14 protein-coding genes are annotated in these 15,280 nt (G+C 73.2%); 5 read left to right on the top strand and 9 right to left on the bottom strand.

The features are described from left to right. Positions 1-17 precede the first annotated feature (17 nt). From GA0070608_RS33930 to eccCa, 8 genes are all read right to left on the bottom strand, one after another. Positions 18-1,622, bottom strand: coding sequence for a S8 family serine peptidase (locus tag GA0070608_RS33930; RefSeq protein ID WP_091623726.1), 1,605 nt, complete (start codon positions 1,620-1,622; stop codon positions 18-20). An 82-nt stretch (positions 1,623-1,704) separates the two neighbouring features. After that, positions 1,705-1,983, bottom strand: a complete 279-nt coding sequence (locus tag GA0070608_RS07120) for a WXG100 family type VII secretion target (protein WP_091623728.1) — start codon at positions 1,981-1,983, stop codon at positions 1,705-1,707. A 28-nt stretch (positions 1,984-2,011) separates the two neighbouring features. Continuing rightward, positions 2,012-2,320, bottom strand: coding sequence for a WXG100 family type VII secretion target (locus tag GA0070608_RS07125; RefSeq protein ID WP_091623731.1), 309 nt, complete (start codon positions 2,318-2,320; stop codon positions 2,012-2,014). 149 nt (positions 2,321-2,469) lie between these two features. Next, positions 2,470-2,742, bottom strand: a complete 273-nt coding sequence (locus GA0070608_RS07130) for a hypothetical protein (RefSeq protein ID WP_141719421.1) — start codon at positions 2,740-2,742, stop codon at positions 2,470-2,472. Between the two features lie 27 nt (positions 2,743-2,769). Further along, the gene (locus GA0070608_RS07135) at positions 2,770-3,495 is read right to left on the bottom strand and encodes a hypothetical protein (protein ID WP_176733659.1); all 726 of its coding nucleotides are present in this window, start codon (positions 3,493-3,495) and stop codon (positions 2,770-2,772) included. 31 nt (positions 3,496-3,526) lie between these two features. Next, positions 3,527-3,820 (bottom strand): hypothetical protein, encoded by a 294-nt coding sequence (locus tag GA0070608_RS07140; protein ID WP_091623745.1) that lies wholly within the window; start codon positions 3,818-3,820, stop codon positions 3,527-3,529. 16 nt (positions 3,821-3,836) lie between these two features. After that, positions 3,837-4,262 carry a YbaB/EbfC family nucleoid-associated protein gene (locus tag GA0070608_RS07145; RefSeq protein ID WP_245715727.1) on the bottom strand — a complete coding sequence of 142 codons (426 nt, stop codon included), beginning with the start codon at positions 4,260-4,262 and terminating at the stop codon, positions 3,837-3,839. 91 nt (positions 4,263-4,353) lie between these two features. Then, entirely contained in the window at positions 4,354-8,316 is a 3,963-nt protein-coding gene (eccCa, locus tag GA0070608_RS07150; RefSeq protein WP_091623749.1) for a type VII secretion protein EccCa, read from the bottom strand. Between the two features lie 168 nt (positions 8,317-8,484). On the opposite strand from eccCa, the gene eccD reads away from it, so the two are divergent. Continuing rightward, entirely contained in the window at positions 8,485-9,882 is a 1,398-nt protein-coding gene (eccD, locus tag GA0070608_RS07155) for a type VII secretion integral membrane protein EccD (RefSeq protein WP_091623753.1), read from the top strand. A 53-nt stretch (positions 9,883-9,935) separates the two neighbouring features. On the opposite strand, the gene GA0070608_RS07160 is transcribed toward eccD, so the two are convergent. Next, complete coding sequence (locus tag GA0070608_RS07160) at positions 9,936-11,117, bottom strand: type VII secretion protein EccE (protein WP_091623756.1); 1,182 nt, start codon at positions 11,115-11,117, stop codon at positions 9,936-9,938. A 151-nt stretch (positions 11,118-11,268) separates the two neighbouring features. Between GA0070608_RS07160 and eccB the strand changes: the two genes are divergently transcribed. From eccB to GA0070608_RS07180, 4 genes are all read left to right on the top strand, one after another. Next, positions 11,269-12,858 (top strand): type VII secretion protein EccB, encoded by a 1,590-nt coding sequence (gene eccB, locus GA0070608_RS07165; protein ID WP_091623759.1) that lies wholly within the window; start codon positions 11,269-11,271, stop codon positions 12,856-12,858. A gap of 107 nt (positions 12,859-12,965) precedes the next feature. Continuing rightward, the gene (locus GA0070608_RS07170) at positions 12,966-13,334 is read left to right on the top strand and encodes a hypothetical protein (protein WP_091623762.1); all 369 of its coding nucleotides are present in this window, start codon (positions 12,966-12,968) and stop codon (positions 13,332-13,334) included. Next, a complete protein-coding gene (locus GA0070608_RS07175) occupies positions 13,327-14,616 on the top strand; it encodes a WXG100 family type VII secretion target (RefSeq protein WP_091623767.1) in 1,290 nt (429 codons plus the stop codon). Before GA0070608_RS07170 ends, GA0070608_RS07175 begins: the two co-directional genes overlap by 8 nt. Positions 14,617-14,797: 181 nt before the next feature. Then, positions 14,798-15,166 (top strand): hypothetical protein, encoded by a 369-nt coding sequence (locus GA0070608_RS07180; protein ID WP_091623770.1) that lies wholly within the window; start codon positions 14,798-14,800, stop codon positions 15,164-15,166. Positions 15,167-15,280: the final 114 nt, after the last annotated feature.

Here is a 15,280-nt window from a genome sequence, read left to right on the forward strand (position 1 = left end):
CCGACTGAAAATCTGGCTTACTGCTGGTGCCCGCCGGAAGCCGGCGGAGGTGGGGGTGCCGTTGGGCCCGCGCCGGGCGCCCAGGCACCGGCCTGGGGCGCTGGCGGCGTGCCGTACGGGTGGGGTCCGCCGGTGGGCGTCGGGCCGTACCCGGCCGGGGGTCCCGCCTGCGGCGGTGCGGGCGAGCCCGTCGGCGCCCCACCGGACGGCGGGTGTCCGGGCACACCGAACTGCGGGTTGCCGGACGGCCTCCCCGGTGCACCGCCGAGCGGCGCGTAGCCGGGCGGCGGTGGATAGCCGGGAGGCGTTGGGTAACCGGGGGGCGGTGGGTAGCCGGGGGATCCGGGCGGCGGGCCACCGGACGGTGGAAAACCGGGCGGGCCAGTCTGCGGGCCGCCGGACGGCGGGTAGCCGGGCGGGCCCGTCGCCGCCTTCCGCCGGGACCGGCGCACCAGCACGATCACGAGAATCAGCAGCGCGATGGGCACGAGCAGGCAGAGCGCGCCCTGGACCAGCGCGCCGGTGCCATTCTTCATGCTGATCGACACCGCCGGACCGTCGTCCTTCGACGGCGTCGCCGCTGGCGCGGACGGGGCGGCGCCGTTGGTGGCGCCGGCGAGCAGCGGGTGCGCGTCCACCGCCGGCACTGAGCGGGTGAGCGCGGCGAGCGGGTCGACCGCGCCGAAGCCGTACTGGCTGTCGCGGCCGGCCGGGCCCTGGTCGCGGGCGGTCCGGATCAACCGGTTCACCACGTTGGCCGCATCGAGGTCCGGGTACTTCGCGCGGACCAACGCCGCCACCCCGGACATGATGGCGGCTGCGTCGCTCGTGCCGCTGCCGAGGCCGTAGCCGTTCGACGAGACCGACTTTGGCCGTGGCGAAATGATCTTCTCCATCGGCGCGGCGAGAACCGCCTCCGGCCCGCCGACGCTCTCGGCGAAGTGCCCGCCGTCCTTCGCCAGGCCGGTCACGGCGATGATGCCGGGAATACTCGCCGGGCTGCCGACGCCCCGGGCGCCCTGTTTCCGGTTGCCCGCGGAGGAGACCAGAACGACGTCCTTGTCCAGGGCATACCGGACGGCCGCGACCTCCTCCGGAGTGGGCTGTGCGTCGGACCCGATGGACAGGTTGATCACGTCCGCGCCGGCGTCGGCCGCCCACCGGATGCCATCCGCGACATCCCTCGTGTCGAAGGGCCTGCCGAGTGCGACGGGCAGGATCCGGGCCTCGGGCGCGATGCCGAGGCACCGCATCGCGCCGCCACCTCGCGACGCGATGATGCCCGCCATCGCCGTGCCGTGGGCCAACTTCTCGTCGTCGTCACGCCGGCCGTCGGAAGCGGTCGCGGAGCCCACCCCCTTGCCCGGGAGGATCTGCCCGCGCAGGTCGGGGAGGCTCGCGTCGACACCGCTGTCGATGACCGCGACGGTGACGCCCTTACCCTTGGTGATCTTGTGAGCCTGCGGGATCTTCAGCGTGTCGAGATACCACTGCAGTTCGCGCACCGTGTCGGCGCGTGCCGGAGCCGGCGCGGCCAGTGGACCGGAGCCGGCGCCGACGACCAACGCCAGCGCGGCGACGGCCAGCCTGAGCTTGGGCCGCGGAGGCTTCCTCGCACGCATGATTCTCCCAGGACCTATCGACGCACAACGCGATGCGGCTCCGGCCCGGTCGAACCGGACCGGAGCCGCATCGGCGATTGTGTCAGTTCCACGCCTTGGCGTTGCTCATCTCGGTGCTGACGTAGTTCTCGCGGGCAATGCCCACCGCGCCACCGATGTCGTTCAGGATCTTGTTGATGTCCCGGACGGCGGCATCCCACTGCGCCTGGTGCTGCTCGTACGAGGCACGGTCCTCACCGTCCCACTGGAGCTTCGACAGCATCGAGCGCAGCGTGTCCAGTTTCTCGTCGATGGTCTTCGAGATGGCCATCATCTGCTGGTTACTGCTCTCGAGGACCGCGTAGTCGACCTTGATGCTCATGAGTTCCTCCCCTGCTCGTCTCGGCGGATCACGGGTTGAGTGCAGAGTGGAACTTGTCCAGCATCTGCTGCTGCTCTTCGTCGTTGACCTGGTGCGTCGTACCCGACTTGTCGAGCAGGTCGGCGATGTTGTCCATCGCCGTCAGCAGCTTGCCCGTGTCCTCGTTCCAGCGCTGCATCAGCGACTGGAAGCCGGTGGACGCCCCGCCCTTCCAGGCGATGGCCAGGTCGTCGACCACGTTCCAGAGCTTCTTCAGCTCGCCGTCGACGTCGCTGCGCGTGGAGCGCACGTCACCCGCGGCGGTATGCAGAGTCGCTGCTTCGACCTCGAACGCCATGCTTCACACCCTTCCGTCATGTTGTGGCGGCGCAGTCGCCGCGCCCTCCCCCGCCGCAAGGCAATCACCCCACCGACGGACACTCAGTCAAGACCGTAGCGGACGGTGTCCAATCCGCGCAGCCCTGCCCCACATGGCGCGACAACCGCTCAACTGGGCCCCTGGGACGGCCGGAAGTACGAGCGGAGGTGCATCACCACGCCGACGGCGAACAGGGCGACCAGCAGCACCACCAGCGTCCACTGCAACCCGTCGTCGGCGAGAGTCCCGAGAGCCACCGCGAACGCGGCCACACCACTGAGCAGAACGATCTCCATCAACCGCCGGGCCAGCCGCGAGCGAGTCAACTGCGCGACCAGTCCGAGGACGATGAAGACCGGGATGGTGACCAGTGCGTACACGAAAACGCCTGTCTGCCACACGTTGCCAACCACCTTCCGGCCAGCCGATCAGGCCGTGTAGAAACCCGAATCCTGCACCCAGTCGATCTTGACGTCCTTGATGTCGGGGTCGGGCCCCGTCGCGAAGCCCGGCTTGGACTCGGTGGTGAACTGGTGCACCTCGGCCCCCCGGAACGAGCTCGTGATGGTGGAGAGCAACGACCCGATGTCCTGGAAGACGAACGCGACGATCGCCATGCTGGCGGTGAGGCCGGCCACCCCGATCGCGTTCGCCAACGGAATGGTGGGCGGGAAGGCCTGGAGTGCCACCGCCGCGATCACCGCGATCAGGATCGTCGTCAACACGGCGACCAGCGCGTCGATCACGGCGTTGTAGTGGTCCTGTAGCCCCTGCAACGCGTCCTTGTTGGCATTGAGCGCGTCGGCGAGGGCCGAGACCTCCATGTTGAGCTGCTGCACGAACTTGTCGAACGCCTCGCGGTCCTCGAAGTTCCACTCCTTGTCGGACGGCGGCACGCTTTCCATCGCCTTGCCGAACTGGTCCCCGCCGAGATAGGCGGCCGCGTCACCCCAGTTCTTGACGGCCTTGGAGATCTCGTCGTTGTCGAAGGACTCGAGGTGGACGATGGCGATGATGAGGACACCGGCACCGACGAGCCAGGCCCAGTTCGCCCGGGCCGCACCGGCCAAGGTCCGGACCGGCGCGGTCTGCGCGGCGACGCTGTGCGTCCCCACCACCGAACCCGAGGAATTGGCGATCAGGATTTCCGGCATCAGGGCCTCCCTGCGTCCTGCGCCTGCGGGATCACTTGACCACCCAGGGCTGGTCCGACTTCTCCCAGTTGCTTGCGGTCTTCTCGAGGTTGTCGGCGGCCTTCTGCAGGTGCTCGATGCCGGAGGTCAGGTTGTCCACGTGCTCGTCGATCACCGCGTTGTGCCTGCCCACGGCACCGATGCCCAGGATGGTCATGGACAGGCCGGACAGTTTGACCTCGTCCAGCTTCTCCTTCGCGTTCCGCAGGAAGGCCTTCGGGCCGTCCTCTGCGGCGAGCTTCTTACCGGCGCCCCGAATCGCGCCGACGTCGACCTCGTTCGCCACTGTCCTCCCCTTCCCGTCAGCCGCGCAGCCGGCGCAGCGGGTCCTTGAGGTCCACCCCGAAGTGCTTGAACCACTCCTCCGGAGTCACCTTCCCCGCCTCGGCCTGCCGGACCAGGTCGGCGCCGCCGACCATCTCCTCCACCAGCTCACGCTGCCGATCAGCGTGCGCGGAGTACGCGGCGTCGATCGCGGCCTGGAGCGACTCGGCCAGGGCGAAGCTGTCGAGCCGCATGGCCCGCGCGTTGATCTCGATGTCGCCGACCTTCATGTCACCGTCGACGGTGACCTGGACCAGGCCGTCCGGGCTCTCCCCGGTGACCCGCAGTTCGGCGCGCTGCCGCTGGAAGTCCGCGAGCCTGCGCTGCTGCTCCTGCGCCTGCCGTAGCAGTCCCTCGAGACCGGCTGCTCCCGCGCCCCCGGGCGTCCACGATGTGCTCAACACGGTCCTCTCGTCGGTTGCGACGCTCGTGCCGCAGGTTACCGGATGCCGTCCCGTCGGTCCGCCCCGTCGACCCGGCCGGACCAACACCCCCTCAGAGCGGCTCTGACCAGGCCGTCTGGATGAGCTGCTGACCGTCCCGCCGACGCACCAGCGTGCCCCGCCCCGGCGGCTGCGGGCTCGGCCGCAACGTGCCGAAGACCGCGCCCTCCTCCCGGTTGCCGGACATCAGCAGGCCGGGCTGGTCCAGCTCGCGCAGGCGTTGCAGGACCGGCTCGTAGAGCGCCCGGGCCACGCCACCCACCCGCCGGGTGATGATCAGGTGCAGGCCGATGTCGCGGGCCTGGGGCAGCAGCTCGTGCAGGGCGCTGAGCGGGTTGTTCCCGCCCGAGGCGACCAGGTCGTAGTCGTCGACCAGGACGTAGAGGTCCGGCCCCTTCCACCAGCTGCGGTCGCGCAACTGTGCGGTGGTGACGTCCGGGCCGGGCAGCCGGTTGGACAGCGCGCTGCGGATCGAGCCGAGCCCCTGCGCGAACACCTGGTTCGAGGGCGCGTAGTCGAGCAGGTGGTCCCCCTCGACCGCACCGAGCAGGCCACGTCGGTAGTCGGCGATGACCAGCCGGGCCTGCGCCGGGCTGTACCGCTCCGTGATGCCGCGCGCGATCAGCCGCAGCAGGCTGGTCTTGCCGCACTCGGCGTCCCCGAAGATCGTCAGGTGCGGCTCGTTGACGAGGTCGAGGTAGACCGGGGCCAGCGCCGACTCGTTGACACCGATCGGCAGGCCCGGCGCCGACCGGTCGACGACCCGGGCCAGCTCGCTGACGGGCAGCCTGCGCGGCAGCAGCCGCACCTTCGGGGCCGGCTGACCGGTCCAGGCCTCCGCGACGTGCTGGCACAGGGCGATCGACGCCTCGGTCAGGTCGTCGATGTCACGCCGGCCGTCGATCCGGGAGATGGCGGTGAGGAAGTGCAGCTTGTCGCGGGTCAGGCCGCGCCCGGGCGAACCGTTCGGAACGTTCGCCGCCGCCCGCCGGTCGATCTCCGACTCGTTGGGGTCACCGAGACGCAGCTCCAGCTTCGTGCCGAGCAGGTCCCGCATGTTGATTCGGATCTCCGCCCACCGCACGGCGGTCAGCACCACGTGCACGCCGAAGCCCAGGCCGCGGTTGGCCAGGGTGGTGATGGTCTGCTCCAGCTCCTCGTACTCCTGGCGCAGGGTGTTCCAGCCGTCGATGACGAGGAAGACGTCGCCGAACGGGTCGTCGGCGAACTCCCCGGCCGCCCGGCGGCGACGGTAGCTGGCCACCGAGTCGATGCCGTGCTGGGCGAACCGGTTCTCCCGGTCGTCGATGACGGCCACCACCTCGGCCACCGTACGGCGTACCGCCTCGGTGTCCCGCCGCCCGGCCACGCCGGCCGTGTGTGGCAGCCCGTCCAGGCTACGCAGCGCGCCGCCACCGAAGTCGAGGCAGAAGAACTGCACCTCGCGCGGGGTGTGGGTGAGCGCGAGCGAGGCGAGCATGGAACGCAGCATCGTGCTCTTGCCGCTGAGCGAAGCGCCCACGATCACCACGTTGCCGCCGGCACCCGCCAGGTCGACCAGCATCGGGTCACGGCGCTGCTCGTACGGCCGGTCCACGATGCCCACCGGAGCGGCCAGCCGCCCGCGACCGCCCCACGAGGCGGTGCAGAGGCCGAACCTCGGGTCGACGCTCAGCGGCGGCAGCAGCTCGCCCAGGCCCGGCGGTTCCGCCAGCGGCGGCAGCCAGACCTGGTGAGCCGGACGGCCCCGTCCCTTCAGCCGGTCGATCAGCACGTCCAGCATCGCCACGGCCTTGCCGTCGGTGGACTGCTCCGGCTCGGGCGCGTCCGGCACCGGCAGGGTGGGGTTCTGCACCGGCACGAAGTCCACCCCGTACCGGACGATCCGGCGCTGCACCATCGCCCGCGACGACGCGGCGGCCTGCCCCGGCGCCCGGTACGGCCCGGACACGTACGCGGCCCGGAACCGCAGCATGGTGCTGGTGTCGGTCTTCAGGTAGCCGTGGCCGGGGGCGCTGGGCAACTCGTACGCGTCCGGCACGCCGAGCACGATCCGGCTCTCCACCGCCGAGAAGGTACGCAGGCCGATCCGGTACGACAGGTGGGTGTCCAGGCCGCGCAGCTTGCCCTCCTCCAGCCGCTGGCTGGCCAGCAGCAGGTGCACGCCGAGCGAACGACCGAGCCGGCCGATCATCACGAAGAGGTCGATGAAGTCGGGCTTCGCGGCGAGCAGCTCGCTGAACTCGTCACAGATGATCAGCAGGCTGGGCATCGGGTCGAGTGGCTCGCCGGCCGCCCGGGCCTTCTCGTAGTCGTAGCGGGAGACGTAGTTGCCGGCGGCCCGCAGCACCTCCTGGCGACGGTTCATCTCGCCGGCCAGCGCGTCCTTCATGCGGTCGACCAGCGTCAGCTCGTCGGCCAGGTTGGTGATCACCGCGCTGGTGTGCGGCAGCGCGTCCAGCGAGGCGAAGGTGGCACCACCCTTGAAGTCGACCAGGACGAAGTTGAGCTCCTCGGAGGAGTGCGTCACCGCCAGCGCGCCGACGATCGTCCGCAGCAGCTCGCTCTTGCCGGAACCGGTCGCGCCGATGATCAGGCCGTGCGGGCCCATGCCCTCGTGCGCGGACTCCTTGAAGTCCAGCTCGACCACGTTGCCGTCCGGTCCGACGCCGAGCGGGATGCGCAGCCGGTCGCGGTGGCTGCGCGGGCGCCAGGTGTGCTGCACGTCGACCGAGGCGGCGTCGCCGATGCCGAGCAGGTCCGGCAGCTCCATGCTCTTCGCCAGCGGCTCGTCCGACGTGCTCTGCTGCTGCGACAGCCGGTACGGGGCGATCTGCCGGGCCAGCCCCTCGGCGGCGGCCTCGGTGAGCCGGTCCGGCCGGCCGAGCCGGGACGAGGACGTGCCGCGGACCAGTTCGAGGGAGCTGCCGTCGCCCACGTCGAGGCAGAGCAGCCACCGGCCGGCGTCGCGGGGCACGGTGCCGGAGAGGTCGAGCACGGTCGCGCCGAGCAGGCCCGGCCCCATGAGCTGGCAGGCCGCCGAGACCTCACCGCCGTCGATCACCACCACGAGGTGCGGCGCGGCGGTCAGCGGCTTCGCCTCCGGCGCGAACCGGGGCCGGCCGGCCAGCTCGTCGGCGAGCGCCTCCTCGGCCTCGGCAAGACTCGCGAAGACCATCCGGCGCGCGCCCGCCGCGTCGGTCCGGGCGCTGTGGTGGTTGTGCGGCAGCCACTTCACCCAGCCCCAGGACGCCTGCCGGTCCGGCGCGGCGACGATCGCGACGACCATGTCGTCCGGGGCGTGGAAGGTGGCGAGCTGGCCGAGTGCGGCCCGGGTCAGGTCGAGCACCGGCTCCCGGTCGCCGCGCAGCACCACCCGGCTGAACGCCCGGACCGAGAGCGCGGTCGGCAGGTCCGGCACGTTCGAGTGGGCGCGGACGAAGCGACGCAGCGCGATCGCGCTCATCGGCTCCAGGTCCTCGACGGGCTTGGTCTCCGGCGGAACGATCTCCACGGCCAGGCGCTGCGGACCGGTGGCGATCCGGGTCTCGCCGAAGTCGTCCTCGGTGATCCGCCGCTCCCACAGCCGGCGGGAGGCGCCGATCGACCAGAGCGCGTCCGGCTCAGGGTGCCGCCAGGCCATCGCCGCCCGCTGCTGCTCGGCGGCCCGCCGGGTGCGCTTGCGCATCTGGGCCAGGTAGCGCATGTAGTCGCGCCGGTCGGCGTTCAGCTCGGCCTTGTCGTTGTTGCCGTTGCTCATCGACCCGAGCGCCATGCCCAGCATCGAGACGCCGAAGAGGCCGCCGACGATGTAGGTCATCGTGCCGCCGCCCCGGCCGGCGTACAGGAACGCCATGGCGCCCGCGCCGCAGAGCATGGGCAGGATCATCAGCAGCTGCCCCATCCCGCGCGGGGTCGGTTCGGGCAGCTCCGGAGGCGACTCCAGCAGCACCTCGCCTCGCGGCAGCGCAGGCCCCGGCTGACGCGGGAGCCGGCGGAACACCACCGTGCTCACGGCTGTCTCCTCCCAGAAGCGGCCCTGATGAAGTTCGGCGAGCGACCGGAGTCGTCGGGTGGGCATCGTACGTGCCCGCCATCGTAGGTAATCTCCCGTGGGCGTCAGGAACCCGTACGTCGGTACCGCCGGCCAGGGGTGATCGTAGAAGAACGCGAGGAGGCCACTGTGGCGACGAAGACGGCGACCGGCGGCCTGAGCCGGATCACCATCGTGGCGCCCCGCACCCGGATGGATCTCGCGCTGCCGTCGGACGTACCGCTCGCCGATCTGCTGCCGACCCTGCTCCGTTACGCGGGTGAGGACCTGGCCGACGAGGGGGTGCGGCACGGCGGTTGGAGCCTGGCCCGGCTCGGCGGCGAGCCGCTGGACGGCGGCCGGACCGCCACGCAGCTCGGCATCCGCGACGGCGAGGTGCTCTATTTCAACCCCCGGTCCGCGACCGCGCCGGAGATCGTCTTCGACGACGTGGTCGACGCCGTGGCCACCGCCACCAACCAGCGTCCGGGCGCCTGGCAGGTCGGCACCACCCGTTCCTTCGCGGTGCTCTTCGCCGCCGCGGCGCTCGGCGCCGGAGCGGTGGCGGCGCTGTTCACCGGGCCGCCGCACCTGCCCGCCGCGCTCGCCGCGCTGGTCGTCGCGGTCGCCCTGGTGGTCACCGCGGCCGTGTTGTCCCGGGCCGCCGCCGACAGCGCGACCGGGTCGGTGCTCGGGGTCGTCGGCCTGGCGTACGCGGGGGTCGGCGGCCTGCTGGTGCTGGCCGGCGACCGTCCGTTGACCGGGTTGGGCGCCCCGCACGTGCTCCTCGGCGCCACGGCGGTGGTGCTCTGTGCGGCGGTGGCCGCGCTGGCCGTCGGCGACCGGATCCCACTCTTCTTCGGCGCGGTCGGGGTCGGTGCCGTCACCGGCCTCGGCGCGCTGGTCAGCCTGGCCTTCGACACCGATGCGCCGGCCGCCGCCGCGGTCGTCGCCGCGGTCGCGTTCGGCACGGTGCCGGCGCTGCCGATGGCGGCGTACCGGCTGGCCCGGCTGCCGGTGCCGTCCATCCCGACCGGCCCCGACGACCTGAAGAGCGACACCGAGTCGGTGGACGGCCGGCAGGTCCTCCAGCTCAGCGAGCGGGCCGACGAGTTCCTGACCGGCCTGCTCTGGACGGTGTCGCTGCTGGTGCTCGGCGCCCAGGTGGTGCTCGCGCTGCACGGCAGCCTGCCGGCGGTGCTGCTCTGTCTCGTGCTGGCCCTGCTGTCGCTGCTGCGGGCCCGGCCGTTCCTGGGCCGCGCCCAGCGGACCCCGGTGCTGTTCGCCGGCACCGGGGGGCTCGGCCTGACCGCCGCGGCCACGTTCGGCAACGGCTCGACGGCGGTACGCCTCGGCCTGATCCTCGGCGGCCTGGTGCTCGCGGCCGTGGTGAGCCTGATCTACGGGCTCAGCGTGGCCGGCAAGCGGATCTCCCCGGTCTGGGGCCGGCTGCTCGACATCGTGGAGATCATGCTGATCATCGCCCTGGTCCCGCTGGCCGTCTGGGTCATCGGTCTCTACGGCTGGATCGTCAACCTCCGTCCCTGACCCACCCCACCCCACCCCTGCCGCCCGCCGGGCGGCGGGGGTGGGCGTCTTCGTCAGTCGGTCGGGGGCAGGGTCGTGACGGTGGTGGCGACCGGGGCGGTGGCGTAGACGGCCGGGCCGTGCTGGCCGTCCACCGGGCGGGCCGGGGCGCCGGACCGGCGGGCCACCTCGCGCACCGCCTTGACCAGCGCCTCCACGTGGTCGTCGAGCGCCGCCACCCGGAGCATCGGCGGGGCGACGCGCCCGCCCGGCAGCACCACGGCGGCCAGCGTGTGCGACGGGGCGGACGTCGCCGTCACCGCTTCCACCAGCGGCCCGAACGGCGCGTCGGCCCGGGGCCGCAGGACCAGGCAGCGCTGGGTCCAGCCACCGCCGCGCAGGCCGGTCCAGGTCTCCGCCGGCGGCGCCGGCGCCAGGTCCAGCCCGGCCGCCGAGACCACGGCGGCACGCAGCTCGTCGCGGCTGAGCGGGCGGTGGGCGAGCCCGGCCGCGGTCAGCGCCTTGCCCAGCCGGCCGATCCCGGCGGACAGCGTGCGGTGCACCCCGGGCATGCCGCCGCCCCGGCTGACGGTCTCGGCGCGGGCGTCCCGTACGGAGAGCCGCAGCGCGAGCCAGACCGTCCGGTGGGCCGCGGGTGGCGCTCCCGGTGCCGGGTACCAGACCAGGGTGTGCGAGATCGCCTGGGCGCGGGTGACCGGGCCGGTGAAGTCGGCGAGCACCCGCAGTGCCCGGTCGATCACCGAGGCCTCGACCGATCCGGCGGGCTCCCCGGCCCGGCCCTGCAACGCCACCGCCGCGAACCAGCCCTGTGCGTCCTGCCCGATGCCGAGCCGAATGCCACGGTCTGTGAGCTCCGTCACAGTGAGCTCGGGGGCCAGAACGGCCAGCCTCGGATCGACCCCGCCGTCCGCCGCGACGGTGCTCCTGGCCGCCTCCCGTCGCCGCCGCAGCCGCCGGCGCAGCAGCAGGTCCTCGTACCACCAGCGGCCGCCCCGGCGGGCGAAGACGGCGACCACCACCGCCAGCGACAGCGCCCCGACGGCCCCGGCCAGCCAGACCGGCCCGCCCAGCGCCGCCCAGACGGCCAGGGCGCAGAGTTCCAGCACCACGAGTTGCCCCACGGCTACGGACCCGATCCGACCACGGTCGCGCCGGTCGGCCGGAACGACCGGCCGTTGGGCGACGCCGGACGGCTGCGGAGCCGGACGACCGGGTGGCGCCTGAACCTGCGTCATCGCTGACAGTCCTTTCTGGACGGCGGAGCGTCCGCCGGATCAGGTCGGGCGCTGGTCCCGGTGACCCGTCGACGGCCCCTTATCGTAGGGAAGCCCGCGACACCGACTCGGACCTGCTCGTCGCGGACCCACCCCCCGCCGGAGGTAAGTCATGCGGACCCGCCGCGATCAGGTGCAGGCGTACCGCTTCGTCACCCGCCGGATCGTCTCAGCGCTGCTGTCGGGCGACCCGGAGACCAGCAACCTGCCGATGCGGCGGCTCGGCATGGCGGTCTTCGGCAGCGTCATCGCCGCGGCCGTGGTGCTCGGCGGCGTCGGCGCGTACGGGCAGTTCACCGGCAACACGGCGCCGCTGGAGCCGAACACCCTGGTGATCGAGCGGGAGACCGGGGCGACGTACGTCTTCGTCGACGGGCAACTGCACCCCACCCTCAACTACGCCTCCGCCCGGCTGATCATCAACGAGCCGGCCCCGCAGGTCCGCACGATGTCCCAGGCGTCGATCCGGGAACGGCCACGGGGGCGCACGGTCGGCATCGTCGGCGCCCCCGACGCGCTGCCGGACCGCAAGTCCCTGACCGGTCTGCCGTGGTCCGTCTGCGACGTCCCGGACCCGGCCGATCCCCGCCGGTCCGGCACCCGGGTGGTGATCGACCGCCCGCTGCCCGGCGGTTCGCCGCTCGGCGACCGGGGCGTGCTGGTGGAGGCCGACGGCCAGCGGCACCTGCTCACCGCCGACACCCGGTTGCGGGTGACCGGCGGCGACTCCGCGCTGGCCGCGCTGCGGATGGCCAACGCGCCCCGCCTGCCGGTGGGGCAGCAACTGCTCAACGCCGTGCCGGCCGGGCCGGTCATGCGCGAGCCGGCCATCGCCGGCGCGGACGAGGCCAGCAGCCTGACCGACCGCCCGGCCCGGGTCGGTCAGGTCTTCCGGTCGGCAGGCCAGCACTACGTGCTCACCCGGGAGGGACTCTCCGCGATCGGCGAGATCAGCGCGCTGCTGTTGCTGCGCGACGGCGGCCAGGTCACCGACATCACCCCGGCGCAGGCTGGCAAGCTGCTGACCGACCAGCGGGCGGAGGAGGCCGGGATGCCGCAGGCCCTGCCCGCGCTGCACCCGGTCACCGCGGGCCGGACGGCGATCTGCGCGACCTACCGGGCGGGTACCGACGGCGGGCCGCCCACCACCACGCTGGAGGTCTTCGACCGCGTACCGGCAGAGCTGGCCGCCTCCGGCGCCGTCCCGGTACGGCAGGGCGCGCGCGACGGCGTGCGTACCGCCGAGGGCGTGCTGCTGCCGGGTGGCAAGGGCGTGCTCGTGCAGGCCACGCCCGGGTCCGGCGAGAGCGGCACGGCCGCCCCCGGCGCCACCGTCTACCTGATCAGCGCCCAGGGGGTCCGCTATCCGCTCGGTGTCGGCGCCATGTCGGCGCTCGGCTACGAGGGGGTCACCCCGGTGGCCGTGCCCGCGTCGCTGCTGGCCCTCGTGCCCACCGGGCCGACCCTCTCGCGGGACGACGCGCTCGCCCACTTCGCGCCCGGCCCCGCGGCGTCGACCCCGGCGGGCGGCCAGCCGAAGCCGACGGGCAGTCCCGCGAAGCCGACAGGCAGCCCCGCGAAGCCGACGGGCAGTGCGACACCGGGCAGATCCGGCACCCCGGCGACGCCCTCCGGCGGGCCCACGTCGAGGTCACCGGCCTCCCCCGGCACGTCGTCCCCCACCGCCGGGTCGGACGGCTGAGTTCGCACCTGGTGGATCGATACCGGCGGCGGGTCGCCCGTGTCGCACCGGTCGACTAACCTGTGCCCTGCCAACGGTTATCGACGATGACGTACGGGGATGCTGCCATGACCGGGCGCACGACAGTCGACCTGATGTCCCTGGAAGACTTCCACCAGAAGTTGGCCAACCGGCTGACCGAGGCGGAGAAGGCGTTGCGGAAGCTGAGCACCGAGATGCAGTGCCAGCCGCCGGCGCTGGGCTCGTTCACGGACGCCACCCAGAACTCCCGCCGCTACTCCGAGATCCACCAGTCCTACCTGGACCAGGTCGACCGGCTGCGTGCCGCGGTGAAGGCGGCCCAGAGTGCCACCGCGACGATCCTGGCCAACTACCGCACCACCGAGGAGCGCAACGCGGCCAACTCCGCCGACATCTCCGCCGTGCTGAACGGGGTGGACGACGCGTTGAAGCCGAAGGAGGCGCCCCGTGTCTGAATACACCTCGCGTTACGAGGGCGTCGGCCACCAGCAGCTATACGACGGCGTGATGGCCGGCCAGCCAGGTCAGATCGACGGCATCGCCGCGCAGTGGACGTCACTCAAGGGCATGCTCGACGGGTTGTCCCGCGACCTCAGCAGCGACCTCGACAAGCTCGCCAACACCTGGACGGGCTCGGCCTCGCAGGAGTTCCAGCGCCGGTTGACGCTCGTCACCGACTACGCCGACACGCTCGGCGAGGGCATGGCGGACGTGAGCCGGGGCCTGACCCTGATGGCCGGCGAGCTGCGCACCGCCCGCAAGCAGGCGGAGAGCCCGGCCGAGACCGACGACCACGACCAGACGCTCTCCGGCGCGGCCAAGGGCGCCGTGTTCGGCGTGCCGGGCATGGTGATCGGCGGGCTGTTGGGCCACCAGCAGGACAAGGCCGAGCAGGAGAAGGCGCACAAGCGCATGGTCAAAGTGGTGGCCGAACTGGCCGCCGGCTACGACCTCTCCGCCTACGGTCGGCTCGTCGCGCCGCCCCCGCCGCACCCCGACACCCCGGGCCGGACCAGCCGCGATCCCTCCACGACCCCGCGCAGCGGCCCGAAGGCCACCACGCCGACGGCCGCGCCGACCACCACCGGCCTCGACGGGCGGCCAAAGCGCGCCACCGTCGCGGCCCCCGACCGGCCGGGCTCCGGACCGGACGGCGGTAACTCCGGGACTCTCACCCCGGGCGTCGTCGGCGGCGGGCACCCGGGCAGCGGCGCGACCGGCGGCACGCCTGGCGTCGTGGTTACCGGCACCGATACCGGCACCTCCCTCGCCGGGGCCACGCCGCTGGCCCCGACCGCCGTGACGGGTCCTGGCGGGCCGGGCGGCACCTCGACGGCCTCGGCCAGCCTCCAGTTCGGCCCGCAGGGCAGCGGCCCGGCGGGCGGCGTGCTCGGCACCGGAGCCCTCGCCGGGTCGAGCGGCAACGCGCCGACCTCTGCGGTCCGGTCCGCCGGTGGCAGTCCGATGGCGGACAACCGGTCCGCGACCGGGATGGGCCGGCGCTTCGACAATTCGCGGGACGGGGCACGGCAGGGCGCCGCCGGTGACCGGGCGGCCACCGGGACCGGGCGTTCGGGCGGCGCTCGCGGCGCGGCCAACCGCCACGGCGTCCTCGGCGCCGGCCAGGGAGCACACGACGACGACGCCGACGGCCGGCTGACCTGGCTGACGGAGGACGACATGGTCTGGGGAAACGACGCGTCCGCCGCTCCGCCCGTGCTCGGCACCGACGGCTGACGCACTTCCGCACGACGACGGCCCACCCGGCGGGCGTACCACCGGGTGGGCCGTCGCACGTCCAACGGGCCCGGTCGGTTCCGGCCACTGGGCGATCCACTTCGGACATGGTGGTGGCGGTCACCCGATCCCGGGCCGTCGCCGCGCTGCACGAGCCGGGCCCGGGCGATAGGTTGGACGGGTGCCGTCCGTAGCGTCCGTCGACCCGTTCTGGTCGGTCACGCTGCGCTCGCTGCGTGAGCTGACCCGACTGGCTGTCGCCGCGCTGGTGCTCGCCGTGGGCCTCGGAGGGGCCGCCGCCGCGCCGTCCGCCGCCGCCGGTCCGGCCGCCGTCACCGTCGGTCCGGTCGCCACGACCGCCCGGGTCGCGCAGCCACTGCCGGGCCGCGAGCCGATGGCCGAGCAGGCCAGCGACGCCGCCGCCCCGCCGAGGATCCGTCTGGCCGACACTTCGGTCGGCACCTCCGCCGGTCCGACCGACCGCCCGGACGGCCCCGCCCACGACCCCGGCCGGGGCGTTCCCGCCCGCCGCGGTCCGCCCACCGCCTGACCCGTCGGCCACCGGCTCCGCGTCCGGAGCGCCGGCCGCCACGGACCGCCGTCGTACGACGCGGGTCCGTCCGCCCGGCCCCGATGCTCCGGCCGCCGCGTCACCGGCGTCCGC

The sequence above is a fragment of the Micromonospora peucetia genome, assembly GCF_900091625.1.
Lineage (GTDB): Bacteria > Actinomycetota > Actinomycetes > Mycobacteriales > Micromonosporaceae > Micromonospora > Micromonospora peucetia.